This window comes from Pseudoxanthomonas sp. SL93, assembly GCF_026625825.1.
In the GTDB taxonomy this organism is placed as follows: domain Bacteria; phylum Pseudomonadota; class Gammaproteobacteria; order Xanthomonadales; family Xanthomonadaceae; genus Pseudoxanthomonas_A.
On the sequence record NZ_CP113065.1, the window covers coordinates 2,732,198 to 2,745,925 of the forward strand.

15 protein-coding genes are annotated in these 13,728 nt (G+C 64.9%); 11 read left to right on the forward strand and 4 right to left on the reverse strand.

Going from position 1 to position 13,728, the window contains the following annotated elements:
• Window positions 1-260 precede the first annotated feature (260 nt).
• Window positions 261-620 (forward strand): hypothetical protein, encoded by a 360-nt coding sequence (locus OVA13_RS12920; protein ID WP_267790873.1) that lies wholly within the window; start codon window positions 261-263, stop codon window positions 618-620.
• 665 nt (window positions 621-1,285) lie between these two features.
• Here OVA13_RS12920 and OVA13_RS12925 read toward each other — a convergent pair.
• Entirely contained in the window at window positions 1,286-1,441 is a 156-nt protein-coding gene (locus OVA13_RS12925; RefSeq protein WP_267790874.1) for a hypothetical protein, read from the reverse strand.
• A gap of 165 nt (window positions 1,442-1,606) precedes the next feature.
• Here OVA13_RS12925 and OVA13_RS12930 point away from each other — a divergent pair, with 165 nt between their 5' ends.
• The 4 genes from OVA13_RS12930 (at window position 1,607) to OVA13_RS12945 (ending at window position 4,243) form a co-directional block, all read left to right on the forward strand.
• Window positions 1,607-1,906, forward strand: coding sequence for a hypothetical protein (locus tag OVA13_RS12930; protein ID WP_267790875.1), 300 nt, complete (start codon window positions 1,607-1,609; stop codon window positions 1,904-1,906).
• Window positions 1,907-2,721: 815 nt separating this feature from the next.
• On the forward strand, window positions 2,722-3,069 hold the full coding sequence (locus tag OVA13_RS12935; RefSeq protein WP_267790876.1) for a TfoX/Sxy family protein: 348 nt from the start codon (window positions 2,722-2,724) through the stop codon (window positions 3,067-3,069).
• 90 nt (window positions 3,070-3,159) lie between these two features.
• The gene (locus OVA13_RS12940) at window positions 3,160-3,543 is read left to right on the forward strand and encodes a YbjQ family protein (protein WP_267790877.1); all 384 of its coding nucleotides are present in this window, start codon (window positions 3,160-3,162) and stop codon (window positions 3,541-3,543) included.
• A gap of 112 nt (window positions 3,544-3,655) precedes the next feature.
• Complete coding sequence (locus OVA13_RS12945) at window positions 3,656-4,243, forward strand: hypothetical protein (protein WP_267790878.1); 588 nt, start codon at window positions 3,656-3,658, stop codon at window positions 4,241-4,243.
• Between the two features lie 120 nt (window positions 4,244-4,363).
• On the opposite strand, the gene OVA13_RS12950 is transcribed toward OVA13_RS12945, so the two are convergent.
• Together OVA13_RS12950 and acs are read right to left on the reverse strand one after the other, a co-directional pair.
• Window positions 4,364-5,032: a response regulator transcription factor gene (locus tag OVA13_RS12950; protein ID WP_267790879.1), complete on the reverse strand. Its 669-nt coding sequence runs from the start codon at window positions 5,030-5,032 to the stop codon at window positions 4,364-4,366.
• Between the two features lie 108 nt (window positions 5,033-5,140).
• Entirely contained in the window at window positions 5,141-7,084 is a 1,944-nt protein-coding gene (gene acs, locus OVA13_RS12955) for an acetate--CoA ligase (protein ID WP_267790880.1), read from the reverse strand.
• 306 nt (window positions 7,085-7,390) lie between these two features.
• Between acs and OVA13_RS12960 the strand changes: the two genes are divergently transcribed.
• From OVA13_RS12960 to OVA13_RS12970, 3 genes are all read left to right on the forward strand, one after another.
• Window positions 7,391-8,776, forward strand: coding sequence for a DcaP family trimeric outer membrane transporter (locus tag OVA13_RS12960; RefSeq protein ID WP_267790881.1), 1,386 nt, complete (start codon window positions 7,391-7,393; stop codon window positions 8,774-8,776).
• 11 nt (window positions 8,777-8,787) lie between these two features.
• Complete coding sequence (locus OVA13_RS12965; protein ID WP_267790882.1) at window positions 8,788-10,449, forward strand: MFS transporter; 1,662 nt, start codon at window positions 8,788-8,790, stop codon at window positions 10,447-10,449.
• Between the two features lie 133 nt (window positions 10,450-10,582).
• Window positions 10,583-10,963 carry a tautomerase family protein gene (locus OVA13_RS12970; protein ID WP_267790883.1) on the forward strand — a complete coding sequence of 127 codons (381 nt, stop codon included), beginning with the start codon at window positions 10,583-10,585 and terminating at the stop codon, window positions 10,961-10,963.
• A gap of 3 nt (window positions 10,964-10,966) precedes the next feature.
• On the opposite strand, the gene OVA13_RS12975 is transcribed toward OVA13_RS12970, so the two are convergent.
• Window positions 10,967-11,299 carry a calcium-dependent protein kinase 21 gene (locus OVA13_RS12975; protein ID WP_267790884.1) on the reverse strand — a complete coding sequence of 111 codons (333 nt, stop codon included), beginning with the start codon at window positions 11,297-11,299 and terminating at the stop codon, window positions 10,967-10,969.
• Between the two features lie 122 nt (window positions 11,300-11,421).
• Between OVA13_RS12975 and OVA13_RS12980 the strand changes: the two genes are divergently transcribed.
• The 3 genes from OVA13_RS12980 to OVA13_RS12990 all read left to right on the forward strand — a co-directional run bounded on the left by OVA13_RS12980 (window position 11,422) and on the right by OVA13_RS12990 (window position 13,726).
• Complete coding sequence (locus OVA13_RS12980; protein WP_267790885.1) at window positions 11,422-12,255, forward strand: ABC transporter ATP-binding protein; 834 nt, start codon at window positions 11,422-11,424, stop codon at window positions 12,253-12,255.
• Complete coding sequence (gene mutM / locus OVA13_RS12985) at window positions 12,248-13,075, forward strand: bifunctional DNA-formamidopyrimidine glycosylase/DNA-(apurinic or apyrimidinic site) lyase (RefSeq protein WP_267790886.1); 828 nt, start codon at window positions 12,248-12,250, stop codon at window positions 13,073-13,075. The genes OVA13_RS12980 and mutM overlap by 8 nt, the downstream gene beginning before the upstream one ends.
• Window positions 13,076-13,159: 84 nt before the next feature.
• Window positions 13,160-13,726, forward strand: a complete 567-nt coding sequence (locus tag OVA13_RS12990) for an ECF-type sigma factor (RefSeq protein ID WP_267790887.1) — start codon at window positions 13,160-13,162, stop codon at window positions 13,724-13,726.
• Window positions 13,727-13,728: the final 2 nt, after the last annotated feature.

Genomic DNA, 13,728 nt, shown 5'->3' on the forward strand with positions numbered 1-13,728 from the left:
GGAGCGCGAGCCGGACCTGCGCCTCGGTCAGATCGTTGTAAACGCTATTCTGCCTAGCGATCCCTGCCCTCAAATCTTCAGTGCCGAGGATGATGTGTTGCTTGCTGGGCTGCACGAGTATCGTAGTCGAGTGTTCAGAGCCGACCCAAGTGGCAGCTAGGCGAGTATCGGGCTCCGACTGTACGCGGTCGGGGCCTAACAATTCATTCAAGCCGAACCCGCTTCGCGGGTCGGCTTAATTCTGGTGTTAGGCCTCTCAAATGGATTCCTACCCTTCAGAGTCAGATTTAGTTGCAGCTCTGGATCACCGCGATGGATTAGTGCGGCTATGCGCCGCCGGAAAGCTGTCGTTCTCGGACTTTTGCGATGGATACGACAATTTCTACTGGGCATATGCGCTTGACGGTCACGAGTCGGACTTCCAGGGGCTTGCCCTGCTCGCCAAGTACGCTGGCCGCATTGCCCCGCACCAGGTTGTTGCTGAGACCATCCTTGCCAAGGTCTGTGATGACGCAGACGCAACAAGAGAGAGTTATCGCTTGGCCGGCCGCTTTGGCTCCGCAGAGGCGATCGCAAGACTTAAGCTTGTTGCGGCGGGCCTCCCGGGTGGAGAGGCCTAACAATTCATTCAAGCCGAACCCGCTTCGCGGGTCGGCTTAACTCAGGTGTTAGGTGCCTTATGAAGCTCGCGATGTTGCTCGTAGCGCTGGTGCCTGCCCTCAGCGGTTGCGTTAGCTATCCGCCCGATCCCAATGTTGCCGAGTTACTCCGCGATTGTACGGAGGAGCTCGGGGGCTGGGCCGGTAGACCTGCAATCGACATTCCGCTCGATGAACGCAAGGCCATACTCAATGCAGCAAGCCAATGGGCTATTCGCAATGAGTATCTTCCTTGTAACGTCACAGTTTGTGGTGCCGTGATAGATGCCAATCCTAGCCACGTCTCTGTTTACCTGACCGGATACGGAGACTTGAATCCTTCGGCAGAGGTTAAGTTATCTAGGGGGCGATATACATTGCTTAAGGAGCAGTTCTACCACTCTGCATGTCCTGGTGGTATTTACGGGCCTACACGTGGCGGCACCTAACAATTCATTCAAGCCGAACCGCATCAGGGCGGCGCCTAAGTGCACGCCTTCGGCTATATTCGCACCCAGTCGCCGCCCTGCTGCGGGTCGGCTTAATTCAGGCGTTAGAGGGCGGCAATGAGATCTTTGTCCGTGCAAGTACAACCAGAGCGTTCCCCTGGCATCGATATGGTCGCTCTGACCACATCGTTTCGGACTCTAGTTGGCGGGATTGATCTCGTTCGGAGCCATTCCTTCGACAACGGCAATGACAATGGCGCGTACTACAACTTCACATTCGGCACGGATCGCCCAGCCGAGCTTTGGCGCTTGATCCAAGACTCCGTATTTCAGGCCCCTGAGCATCGCCGTCACCTAGCATCGTCCGCCATGGCTATGTGCTCCAGCGAGGGTGGTTGGCATAGGTACTCTCAGCTCTATCATTGGGATCCAGAGGTGCCCGTTGTCTCCGTTCCCGCCCTCTAACAATTCATTCAAGCCGAACCCGCTTCGCGGCTCGGCTTAATTCAGGTGTTAGGCATGGACGCAGATCACAGCAAACTGACGAAGCCTCCCGTATCGCTTCTTCTCTACTACTTGGCGCTTGGACTCCTACCAGTCTGGATTGTCGCCGGATACATCCTCTACGACTCACAGTACGGACTTACTCTCCCCTGGTTCTTATTGTTCCTGCCCTTCACCATTTTCATGGCGGCCATCGGCTTCGGCGTACACCTTTACCTTCGCCGATCTTGGGACGCCACATCCTGCTACGCTCTTGGGACAACGGTGTTCTTTGCGATCCCTCTGATTGCCCTACTCATCGTGAAGGTCCTCTGAGCCATGCCTAACAATTCATTCAAGCCGAACCCGCTTCGCGGGTCGGCTTAATTCAGGTGTTAGCTGCCATGGAAGATGTAGTTGCAACGGAGCCAGGTGCACGGCTGATGAACCTCTCGCAAGACCGGTTCACTGGGCGGCCTGTCTTTGGCCACCCAGCTGCATACCGTTGCGCCGCGTGCGGCACTTCCACTCGGTTCGAGCTTGGCCGCAAGAACCCCGAGCCCTTTACGTCAAACATCCATGCGGCATTGGATGCCGCGTCCGGCCCGGCAGTGCCGTGGGAGACGGATTACACTGACTTCTGTTGCCTAGGGTGCGGTCTTCCAGTTCGGGTGGCGCACGAGATTCATGAGTTCGCAATGTCGTCTTATCGTTACCTGCCGCTCCGCGTGTATGAGTACGTCGGTGGCAGCTAACAATTCATTCAAGCCGAACCCGCTTCGCGGGTCGGCTTAATTCAGGTGTTAGATGGCTATGAGAGAAAATCACCGACCAAGCATACGAAACCCGGCAATTCTCTTTGCATGGATCGCGGCTCTTGCGGCTCTACTTTGGCGGGCATACTACGAGCGGTATCACAAGTACGCTGACTGCATTGATGCGCTAACCAACTCGAGCTGCATCACTCCAGACGGCGCCAATGTGACTTCCGGGGGTGTTTTCTGGGGGTTCCTAGCGCTCCCTTTCAGTTTTGCAGCAGCCATTCTCCTTTGTGTGATTGTTTTTCGTTTGGTGCGCAGGCGATCGCGTGGCGCCATCTAACAATTCATTCAAGCCGAACCCGCTTCGCGGCATGACTTAATTCAGGCGACATGGCCACCGATCGCGACTTCATCGACTACGTAGCGGAGCAGATCGCGCTTGGCAGCCGGCTGACCTACAGGAAGATGTTCGGCGAGTACGCGCTTTATGTGGACGAGAAGGTGGTGGCGTTCGTCTGCGACAACAGCGTCTTCATCAAGCCTTCCGCTGCCGTGGCTCTCCTGGGCGCGGAGCTGCCGAAGCGGCCGCCGTATCCGGGTGCCAAGGACTACCCGGTTGTGGATGAACTGCTGGATGACACCGACGCGATCCGTGCGCTGATGCTCGAGACGGCCGCGCTGATGCCCGCGCCGAAACCGAAGAAGGCCGCCGCCGCACCGCGCAAGCCACACAAGTAGCGCCGCCCGTGCCCGCCCCGCTGCGTGCCGATGCGCCGTCACGACATGTTTCAATGCGGGCCTGACACCACACTCCACCCGGGACCCCCCATGGCAGACCCCTACAATTCTTCGACCTCCCGCACCACGGCCGTGCTGCTGAATGACGCGATGGTCACGACCGCGCTGGAACTTCCCGGCTACCGCACCACGCGCAGCCTGGGCGTGGTGCGTGGCATCACCGTGCGCTCCCGCTCGATCGTCGGCAACTTCCTGGGTGGGCTGCAGACGCTGTTCGGGGGCAACATCACCATCTATACGGAGCTGTGCGAACAGGCGCGCTACGACACGTACCGCGACATGGTGCAGCACGCCAGGCAGCTTGGCGCCAACGCCATCATCGCCGTGCGGTACGACGCCACGGAGCTGATGTCCGGCCTGACCGAGGTGCTGTGCTATGGCACTGCGGTGGTGGTGGAGTCGCAGGATGACTGACGGTGCATTCCCGTCGGAACCTCCTTGCGGATGCATCGATCACGCGACCCCAGCCGCAGGAAGTGGATTTCGGTTGCGCTGGGGCACGGCGCTTCCGTTGTTGGTGGCCGTCATGTCCGCCTGCAGCAGCAACGCCTTCCAGAGAGATGGCGTCAGCCAGGACGCTTGCACCTTCGACAGGGCCGCCATGCTCGCGCTGGACGAGCAGAAGTTCGATCAGGATCTCAGCGTTGGCGGCGGTGGCTGGCGTGCGCTCGCCTCAAGGCAGACGTGTGAACTGGCAGCGGCGGACCTGATTGCAGACTATCGGTCTGCGCATGGATCGGTATCCCCGCTGCTGTTCTGGCACGAGGGACAGCTCAGAGCGTTCTCGGGGCAGTACACGCAGGCCATCGCCCTTTTCAAACAGTCGTACAAGCCCAGGCAACAAGACTTCGGCTGGAACGCCTATGCGGATGCGACCATCGCGTTCCTGCGCGGCGACCGCCTGGCACTGGACGCGGCACTGGTCGAGATGAAGGCAACGCCCGCGCCGCCCGGCGAAACCCTGAAGGAAGGAAAGCTGGAAATGACGCTGCCCGATGGAACGAAGACCACGATGCCCTGGCCCTTGAATGTGGAGGTCGTGGAAGGCTTGCAGCGCTGCCTGGGAAAACCATATCGGGAAGCTTATGGACCTGCCTGCCGACGGGAAGAATGAAGCGCGTTGGTATTTGCGTGAGAAAGCGGGTCTTTTGACTCACTCATCGGATTCTGTATGAGTGGCGCAGCCTGTTCCGTCGGTCACGGCGTCGGTTAGAGCACCGCCCAAGGCCTGGCCTCAGCCATCCTCGTCCGGCGGCAGCACGATGCCGTCCGGCTCCACGGCCAGGCGGCCGGCGGCGAGCACGGCCTGGGTGCGGTTGGTGACGCCCAGCTTGCGGAGGATGGCGGTGACGTGCGCCTTGATGGTGGCTTCGGACACGCCCAGGTCGTAGGCGATCTGCTTGTTGAGGCGGCCGGCGCCGAGCATCTGCAGCACCTTGAACTGCTGCGGCGTCAGGTCGCGCAGGCGCTGCGCGATCTCCTGTTCGTCGCGTGAGGTCGCCGGCGCGTTGTGCGCCTCATCCGGCGCCCAACGCTCGCCTTCCAGCACCGCACCGATGGCTTCGCCGATGGTGTCCGAATCGGCCGACTTGGGGATGAACCCAAGCGCGCCGTGGTCCAGTGCACGTCGCATCACCGCGGGCTCTTCGCGTGCCGACACGATGACCACCGGCAGCTGCGGGTGCAGCGCGCGCAGGTGCACCAGCGCGTTGAAGCCATGCGCGCCCGGCATGTTGAGGTCCATCAGCAGCAGGTCCGCGTCCGGGTGCGCATCGACCAGCACGTACAGCGCATCGACGCTGTCGGCTTCGTGCAGCTTGACGCCCGGCAGCACGCGCTGCACGGCCCCGCGAAGTGCTTCACGGAACAGCGGGTGGTCGTCGGCGATCAGCAGGGTCGGCATGGCATGGCGTTCCATCGGGGGAGAAAGGGTAGTCCGTACTGCGTTGTCTGCACAGGGCGGACGGCCGTCCGTCCTGTGCGCCTCCATCCGCCCTCCCCTGCGGATGGCTTACTTCACCTTGCGCTCTTCCACCAGCGAGGCGACGACGGAGGGGTCCGCCAGCGTCGACGTATCGCCGAGCTGGTCGGGCGCGTTCTCGGCGATCTTGCGCAGGATGCGGCGCATGATCTTGCCCGAGCGCGTCTTCGGCAGGCCGGGCGCCCACTGCAGGTGGTCGGGCGTGGCGATGGGGCCGATTTCCTTGCGCACCCACGCGACGAGTTCCTTCAGCAGCTCGTCGCTCTGCGTTTCGCCGGCCTTGAGGGTGACGTAGGCGTAGATGCCCTGCCCCTTGATGTCGTGCGGGAAGCCGACCACGGCCGCTTCGGCGACCTTGGGATGCGCGACCAGTGCGCTTTCCACCTCGGCGGTACCGATGCGATGGCCGGAGACGTTGATGACGTCATCGACGCGGCCGGTGATCCAGTAATAGCCGTCGGCGTCGCGACGGCAGCCGTCGCCGGTGAAGTAGGTGCCGGGGTAGGTGCGGAAATACGTGTCGATGAAGCGCTGGTGGTCGCCGTACACGGAGCGCATCTGGCCCGGCCAGGAATCCAGCAGCACCAGATTGCCTTCGGTGGCGCCTTCCAGCTGCTCGCCATTGGCATCGACCAGCGCCGGGCGCACGCCGAAGAACGGCAGCGTGGCCGAGCCGGGCTTGAGGTCGATGGCGCCGGCCAGCGGGGTGATCAGGATGCCGCCGGTCTCGGTCTGCCACCAGGTATCGACGATCGGGCAGCGGCCATCGCCGACCACGTCGTAGTACCAGCGCCAGGCTTCCGGATTGATCGGCTCGCCCACGCTGCCCAGCAGGCGCAGCGAGGCGCGCGAGGTCTTCTTCACCGGCGCCTCGCCTTCGCGCATCAGCGCGCGGATCGCGGTGGGCGCGGTGTAGAAGATGGTGACCTTGTGCTTGTCGATGACGTCCCAGAAGCGCGACACGTTGGGATAGTTGGGTACGCCTTCGAACATCACCGCGGTGGCGCCGTTGGCCAGCGGGCCGTAGACGATGTAACTGTGGCCGGTGACCCAGCCCACGTCGGCGGTGCACCAGTAGATGTCGTCCTCGCGCAGGTCGAACACGGCTTCGTGCGTGTACGCCGCGTACAGCAGGTAGCCGCCGGTGGTATGCAGCACGCCCTTCGGCTTACCCGTGGAACCGGAGGTGTAGAGGATGAAGAGCGGGTCTTCGGCATTCATGCGCTCGGGCTCGCACTCGGCCGGCTGCGCGTCGACGACGGCATCGAACCAGCGGTCGCGCGGCATCTGCATGTCCACCGCGCCGCCGGTGTGGCGCACGACCAGGACGGTCTCGACGGAGTTGGTGCCCGGCAGCTTCAGTGCGGCGTCGACGTTCGCCTTCAACGGCACTTTCTTGCCGCCGCGCAGGCCCTCATCGGCGGTGATGATCAGCTTGCTGCCGCAGTCGGCCACGCGGTCGGCGATGGAATTGGGCGCGAACCCGCCGAACACCACCGAGTGGATGGCGCCGATGCGCGCGCAGGCCAGCATGGCCACCGCCGCATCCGGGATCATCGGCAGGTAGATGGTGACGCGGTCGCCCTTCTGCACGCCCAGCGCGCGCAGCGCGTTGGCCAGCCTGCAGGTGCGCTCGTACAGCTCGCGGTAGGTGACGCCATAGGACGGCGTGTCCGGACCATCCGGTTCGAACAGCAGCGCGACCTTGTCCCCGCGCTCGGCCAGCTGGCGGTCGAGGCAGTTGACGCTGGCATTGAGTTCACCGTCGGCGAACCAGCGGATGCGGAATTCGTCCAGGGCGTAGCTGACATCCTTGATCTGCGTCGGCTTCCTGAACCACTCAAGGCGTTCCGCGGCCTTGCCCCAGAACGCCTCCGGATCGTCGATCGAGGCCTGGTAGTCGCGCTGATACTGCTCGCGCGTGATGCGCGCGCTGGCGGCGAATTCCGGATTGACCGGATACAGATCAGTCATGGCGTCCTCCCGAAGACGTTCAAGTGAAGCAGGTGATTCTGACAGCAAGGCACGATGGGCCGCGAGACCCGGGGGCAGGCCGCGAGTTTGACGCATTCCACCGTGCGGCATTGCAGCAACCGGCTTAGACCTTGGTCTTAAATCCATGGCCCTTGCCACGCCGGTCGCGCCGGAGAGCGCGCAACGGCGGGAATCGGGGCCGACGGGGATGCACTTACGACTAATGGCGAATAGGCGACAGCGAGGCTCTGGCGCAAGTCTGCGGTCCAGCCGCGCAACGCGGCCATTAGCCTTTCGGGAGGGGTTATGACCAAACGTTCCGCACTCATGGTGCGACGGCCACTGGCCGCCGCGCTCTTCGTCGCACTGATCGCGCCGGGCATGGCCTTCGCACAGACCGCCAAGGAGAAAGCCCTGGAGGCCCGCGTGGCCGAACTGGAGCGGCAGGTGCAGTTGCTGCTCTCGTCGCAGCAACAGCAGCAGACCCTGATCACCACCACTCAGGAACAGGTGACGCAGGTGCAGGCCAAGCAGGCGGCGCTGCCGGCGCCCGTGCCGGCCGGCAAGCAACCGATCCAGAACACCACCATCATGACCGCCGCCAATCCGGGCACGGCGTTCTCGTACGGTGGCTTCATCAAGATGGACGCCATGGTGACCGACACCAGCGACGGCCGCATCGCCGATGGTTCGTCCGGCCGCCTGTTCTACGTGCCCAGCACGATTCCCGTCGGCGGCGCGACCGCGGATGGCGGCGACCCGTACACCGATTTCCACGCGCAGTTCTCGCGCTTCTGGTTGAGCGCGGACCACGTGACCGACAGCGGTGACAAGTTCAAGGGCTACGTGGAAATGGACTTCTTCGGTGGCGGCAGCAATGCGCTGGCCGGCAACGAAGTGGCCACCAACACCTACGCGGTGAGCCTGCGCCAGGCCTACGTGACCTGGAACAACTGGCTGGCCGGCCAGACCTGGTCCAACTTCATGGACGTGGCCGCGCTGCCGGATGCGGTGGACTTCGTCGGTCCCACCGACGGCACGGTCTTCGTGCGGCAGGCGCAGTTGCGCTACACCAAGGGCCCGTGGTCGGTGTCGGTGGAGAACCCGCAGACCACCGTCACGCCCTACCTGGGCGGCACGCGCTTCAACAGCGGCGACAACGTCATGCCTGACGTCACCGCCCGCTGGCAGGCCAAGGGCGACTGGGGTCATTTCAGCGTGGCCGGCCTGCTGCGCCAGTTCAAGGCACTGGAGGAAACCGACACCGGTGCGGCGGTCAGCGTGTCGGGCAAGTTCAACCTGGGCAAGAGCGACGACCTGCGCTACGCGGTCAACGCCGGCCAGGGCATCGGCCGCTACCTGGGCTTCGGCATCGGCAGCGACGTGGTCACCGATGCCGGTGGCGACATCGAGGCGCTGGATGGCTACGGCGGCTTCGTCGCCTGGCGCCATGTGTTCAGCCCGAAAGTCCGCACCAACGTGATGTACTCGGCGGCGCATTTCGACAACGACATCGCCATCACCGGGTTCGGCGTCACCGAGCGCACGCAGTCGATGCACGCCAACATCATCTATTCGCCGTTCCCGAAACTGGACATCGGCGCGGAGCTGATCTACGGACAACGTTCGCTTGAGGATGAGCGCGAAGGCGACCTGAAGCGCCTGCACACCCACGTCAAGTACACCTTCTGAGGGGAATCCACATGAGCTCCACCAGCATTCCGCAAGCCGGCGGCAGCGAGCTGACGCAAGGCCATAAAAAGGTCATTTTCGCGTCGAGCCTCGGCACCGTGTTCGAGTGGTACGACTTCTATCTTTACGGGTCGTTGGCCGTCATCATCGCCAAGCAGTTCTTCAGCGGTGTCAACGAAACCACCGGCATGATCTTCGCGCTGCTGGCGTTCGCCGCGGGCTTCTTCGTGCGTCCGTTCGGCGCGGCGTTCTTCGGCAGCCTGGGCGACCGCATCGGCCGCAAGTACACGTTCCTGGTCACCATCCTGATCATGGGCATCTCGACCTTCCTGGTCGGCGTGCTGCCCAACTACGCGACGATAGGCTTCGCAGCGCCGGTGATCCTGATCATCCTGCGCCTGGCACAGGGCCTGGCGATGGGCGGCGAATACGGTGGCGCGGCCACCTACGTGGCCGAGCATGCACCACCGGGCAAGCGTGGCCTGTACACCAGCTTCATCCAGACCACCGCCACGCTGGGGCTGTTCCTGTCGCTGGCGGTGATCCTGGCCTGCCGTCTGTCGCTGGGCACCGAGGCGTTCGAGGACTGGGGCTGGCGCATTCCGTTCCTGGGTTCCATCGTGCTGCTGGGCGTCTCCGTGTGGATCCGCCTGCAGCTGGCCGAGTCGCCCTTGTTCCAGCAGATGAAGGCCGAGGGCAAGGGCTCGAAGAAGCCCTTCCGCGACAGCCTGCAGGGCGGCAACCTGAAGCTGATGCTGCTGGTGCTGTTCGGCGCCACCGCCGGCCAGGCCGTGGTGTGGTACGGCGGCCAGTTCTACGCGCTGTTCTTCCTGCAGAGCATGATCAAGGTGGACCCGACCGTGTCCTACCTGCTCATCGCCGGTGCGCTGCTGCTGGCCACGCCATTCTTCCTGTTCTTCGGCTGGCTGTCGGACAAGATCGGCCGCAAGAAGATCATCATGGCCGGCTGCCTGCTGGCCGCGCTGACCTACTTCCCGATCTTCAAGGGCATCACCCACTACGCCAACCCGGCCATCGCAGAAGCCCGCAGTTCGTCGCCCGCCATCGTCATCGCCGATCCGGAGACCTGCAGCTTCCAGTTCGATCCGGTCGGCATCCGCAAGTTCACCAGCTCGTGCGACGTGGCCACGGCCGCGCTGACGAAGGCCGGCGTACCGCATGAAATCCAGCCGGGTCCGGCAGGTCAGATCGCGCAGGTGCAGGTGGGCGGCAACCAGGTGCAGTCCTACGAGGCCGCCGGGCTCTCGAAGGATGACGCCAAGGCCAAGTCCGGCGAATTCGGCACGGCGCTTAAGGGCGCGCTGACGTCGGCCGGCTATCCGGAGAAGGCGGACACCGCGCGCATCAACATCCCGATGACGCTGTTCCTGCTGTGGGTGCTGGTGATCTACGTGACCATGGTCTACGGCCCGATCGCCGCGTACCTGGTGGAACTGTTCCCCACGCGCATCCGCTACACCTCCATGTCGCTGCCGTACCACATCGGCAACGGCTGGTTCGGTGGCTTCCTGCCGGCGATCTCCTTCGCGCTGGTGGCGGGCACGGGCAACCTGTACTACGGCCTGTGGTATCCGATCGGCATCGCGGTGATGACGCTGATCATCGGCACGCTGTTCCTGCGCGAGACCAACCAGGTCGACATCACCAAGTAGGCCATGTTCCTCCCCCGCGCCGGACGCTGTCCGGCGCACCCCCGACGCCGGCCCTCGTGGCCGGCGTTTTCTTGTGCGCCACGCCGCCGCGGCCTGCGTACCATGGACCCCCGACGACCCACCGGAGCATGCAATGCCGCTGATCACCCTGACTGTGCGCAAGCCCAAGGACGACGCCTTCAAGTCCGCCGTGCTGGAGGCCGTGCATGCGGCGCTGGTGGCGTCCGGCGTTCCCGCCACGGATCGGTTCCAGCGCGTGCTGGAACTGTCCGCCGAAGACTTCCGTTACGACCCCTCGTACCCCGACGTCGCCACCGCGCGCGACGAGGACTTCGTGCTGATCGAGATCCTGTGGTCGGCCGGCCGCAGCGTGAAGGTGAAGCGGGCGCTGCTGGCCGACCTGATGCAACGCCTGGGCGCAGGCGGCTTCGACCCGGAGAACGTCATGGTCTGCTTCAAGGAAACCACATGGGAGAACTGGGCATTCGCCGGTGGACGGCTGCTGCACACCTGACCGTTATTGCGGCGGCGCGGCCAGTTCCTTCGCGCTGAGATGGCCGTCGCGGTTGGTGTCCTGCTTGCGGAACGTGGCGGCCAGGCGCTCGCGGTGCTGTTCGCGGGTGATCGGCTGGCCCTTGCCGCCGGGCTGTTCGGCGGAAGACAGCACGCCGTCCTTGTCGCCATCGCGCGCGTCGAAGGCGTAGGTCATCCAGTCCTGGAATTCCAGCAGGCTGACCCGGCCATCGGCGTCGGTGTCCATCCGCGCGAGGTACTCGCTGGTGGCATTGACCTGCGCCTGCGCAAGGAGCGGCAGGCAGGCGATGGCGGGCAGGAGGCGTCGGAAGCGCATGAGGGCATTGTAGGGCGCGCGTGATCCGCAGGGTGCCTTCGAGGGCCGGATGCCGCGGTTTGTTCATCGAAGGCGCGCGGGTATTCAGGTACGCTGCGAGCGCTTGTGCAACCACCCCCACGATGAACCTGCCCGCCTCGCCCGATACCGCGGCCTGCGCCGCTCCCTTGTTCGAACTGGACCGCGCCACGGTCGTGCGCGGCCCCTCGCGCGTGCTGCACAACCTGTCGCTGCGCATCCCGCTGGGCCAGCACACGGCCATCCTGGGGCCGAACGGCTGCGGCAAGTCCACCTTCATCAAGCTCATCAACCGCGAGCTGTATCCGCTGGCGCGCGAAGGCGATGCCGCGGTGAAAGTGTTCGGCCTGCGCCGCTGGAACGTCAACGAACTGCGCAACCGCCTGGGCGTGGTCACCAGCGACCTGACCCTCGACCTGCAGCAGATGCCTTTCCTGCGCGTGGAAGACGCGGTGGTCACCGGCTTCTTCTCCAGCTTGGTGGTGCCGCCGCATCGCGACGTCAGCGACGAGATGCGCGAACGCGCGCGCCGGGCGCTGGCCGAGGTGCGTGCCCTGCCGCTGGCCGACCGGCAGGTGGCCGAGCTGTCCACCGGCGAGATGCGCCGCGTGCTGATCGCGCGCGCGCTGGTGCACGCGCCGCAGGCACTGCTGCTGGATGAGCCGACCGCCGGCCTGGACCTGGTGGCGCGCCAGCATTTCCTCGGCCTGATGCGCAGCCTGGCGCAGCGCGGGATCACGCTGGTGCTGGTGACGCACCACATCGAGGAAGTCATTCCAGAGATCGACCGCGTGCTGCTGCTGCGCGAGGGCACGATCTACGCCGACGGCGACCGTGCCGGCACGCTGACCGACGCCCACCTCAGCCATGCCTTCGGCGGTCCGGTGCAGGTACGCCGCGATGGCGATTACTACGGAGCCGGTCCCGGCCATGCCTGAATTGCCCGAGGTCGAGACCACCCGACGCGGCCTGGCGCCGCACGTGGAAGGCCGGCGCATCCAGGCGGTGACGCTGCGCCGGCCCGACCTGCGCTGGCCGATCCCGGCGGAAGTGGCGCGCGAACTGCCGGGCCAGCGCATCGATGCCGTCCGCCGCCGCGCCAAGTACCTGCTGATGGATACCGCCGCGGGCAGTGCGCTGCTGCACCTGGGCATGTCCGGCAGCCTGCGCGTGCTGCCCGCCGACACGCCGGTGACGGCGCACGATCATGTCGACATCGCCCTGGCGGACGCGGCCGGCGGGCCCGGCCGGGTGCTGCGCTTCAACGATCCGCGGCGGTTCGGCAGCCTGCTCTGGCAGCCGGTCGGCGAGGTGCACGCCCTGCTGCAGGGGCTGGGCCCGGAACCACTGTCGGACGCGTTCGATGGCGACTACCTGTTCGAACTGAGCCGCGGCCGGAAAGCGCCGGTGAAGGCCTTCCTGATGGACCAGGCGGTGGTGGTGGGGGTGGGAAACATCTACGCCGCCGAGAGCCTGTTCCGGGCGGGCATCTCGCCGCTGCGCGCGGCGGGCAAGGTCTCGCGCGAGCGGTACGTGGCGCTGGCCGGTGCCGTGAAGGCGATCCTGGCCTACGCGATCACCCGCGGCGGCACCACGCTGCGCGACTTCCTGAGCCCGGACGGCGCGCCGGGCTACTTCGAGCAGGAGCTGTCGGCCTACGGCCGCGGCGGCGAGCCGTGCCCGCGCTGCGGCCGGCCCATGAAGCAGGCGAGCATCGGCCAGCGCGCGACCGTATGGTGCGGCCACTGCCAGCGCTGACCCCGCGTCCCGTGCCATCCGTCGTATACGCCGGCGCCGCGGAATAGGGCTATATTCGCGACCTTGGCATCATGGGGAAAACGGATGGCCGACGCACCCGACATCACGCTGTGGCTGGACTCGGCCCGCAGCGGCGACCGCGCCGCGCTGGACCGCGTGCTGGCCACGCTGTACCAGGAACTGCACACCATGGCCCGCCGCCAGTTGTCGGGCCAGCACGGCTACACGCTGGACGCCACGGCGCTGGTGCACGAGTCGTACCTGAAGCTCATCGGCAGCGGCGGCAACGCCAAGTTCGAGGACCGGGCGCACTTCTTCGCCTACGCTGCATCATCGATGCGCAGCGTGGTGGTGGACTATGCCCGCAGCCGCCTGGCGCGCAAGCGCGGCGGCGACCTGAAGCGCGTGGCCGACATTCCCGAGGAAGTCGAAGGCAGCCTGCGCCTGGACGAGGACATGCTGGCGCTGAACGATGCGCTGGACAAACTCTCCGCCGCCGACGAACGCCTGGCGCAGGTTGTCGAGATGCGCTATTTCGCCGGCCTGTCCGAGCTGGAGATCGCCGAACTGCTGCAGCGTTCCGAACGCAGCATCCGTCGCGACTGGCAGAAGGCGCGGCTGTTCCTGCTGTCCGCGATGCAGGAAGACTGAAG

What these genes read in the sequence shown, in the direction of transcription:
- OVA13_RS12945 (WP_267790878.1), top strand. Translation starts at nt 3,656, where the DNA reads ATGTCCGCCTGCAGCAGCAACGCCTTCCAGAGAGATGGCGTCAGCCAG.
- OVA13_RS12960 (WP_267790881.1), top strand. Translation starts at nt 7,391, where the DNA reads ATGACCAAACGTTCCGCACTCATGGTGCGACGGCCACTGGCCGCCGCG.
- mutM (WP_267790886.1), top strand. Translation starts at nt 12,248, where the DNA reads ATGCCTGAATTGCCCGAGGTCGAGACCACCCGACGCGGCCTGGCGCCG.
- OVA13_RS12970 (WP_267790883.1), top strand. Translation starts at nt 10,583, where the DNA reads ATGCCGCTGATCACCCTGACTGTGCGCAAGCCCAAGGACGACGCCTTC.
- acs (WP_267790880.1), bottom strand. Translation starts at nt 7,084, where the DNA reads ATGACTGATCTGTATCCGGTCAATCCGGAATTCGCCGCCAGCGCGCGC.
- OVA13_RS12930 (WP_267790875.1), top strand. Translation starts at nt 1,607, where the DNA reads ATGGACGCAGATCACAGCAAACTGACGAAGCCTCCCGTATCGCTTCTT.
- OVA13_RS12975 (WP_267790884.1), bottom strand. Translation starts at nt 11,299, where the DNA reads ATGCGCTTCCGACGCCTCCTGCCCGCCATCGCCTGCCTGCCGCTCCTT.
- OVA13_RS12980 (WP_267790885.1), top strand. Translation starts at nt 11,422, where the DNA reads ATGAACCTGCCCGCCTCGCCCGATACCGCGGCCTGCGCCGCTCCCTTG.
- OVA13_RS12965 (WP_267790882.1), top strand. Translation starts at nt 8,788, where the DNA reads ATGAGCTCCACCAGCATTCCGCAAGCCGGCGGCAGCGAGCTGACGCAA.
- OVA13_RS12940 (WP_267790877.1), top strand. Translation starts at nt 3,160, where the DNA reads ATGGCAGACCCCTACAATTCTTCGACCTCCCGCACCACGGCCGTGCTG.
- OVA13_RS12935 (WP_267790876.1), top strand. Translation starts at nt 2,722, where the DNA reads ATGGCCACCGATCGCGACTTCATCGACTACGTAGCGGAGCAGATCGCG.
- OVA13_RS12950 (WP_267790879.1), bottom strand. Translation starts at nt 5,032, where the DNA reads ATGCCGACCCTGCTGATCGCCGACGACCACCCGCTGTTCCGTGAAGCA.
- OVA13_RS12920 (WP_267790873.1), top strand. Translation starts at nt 261, where the DNA reads ATGGATTCCTACCCTTCAGAGTCAGATTTAGTTGCAGCTCTGGATCAC.
- OVA13_RS12990 (WP_267790887.1), top strand. Translation starts at nt 13,160, where the DNA reads ATGGCCGACGCACCCGACATCACGCTGTGGCTGGACTCGGCCCGCAGC.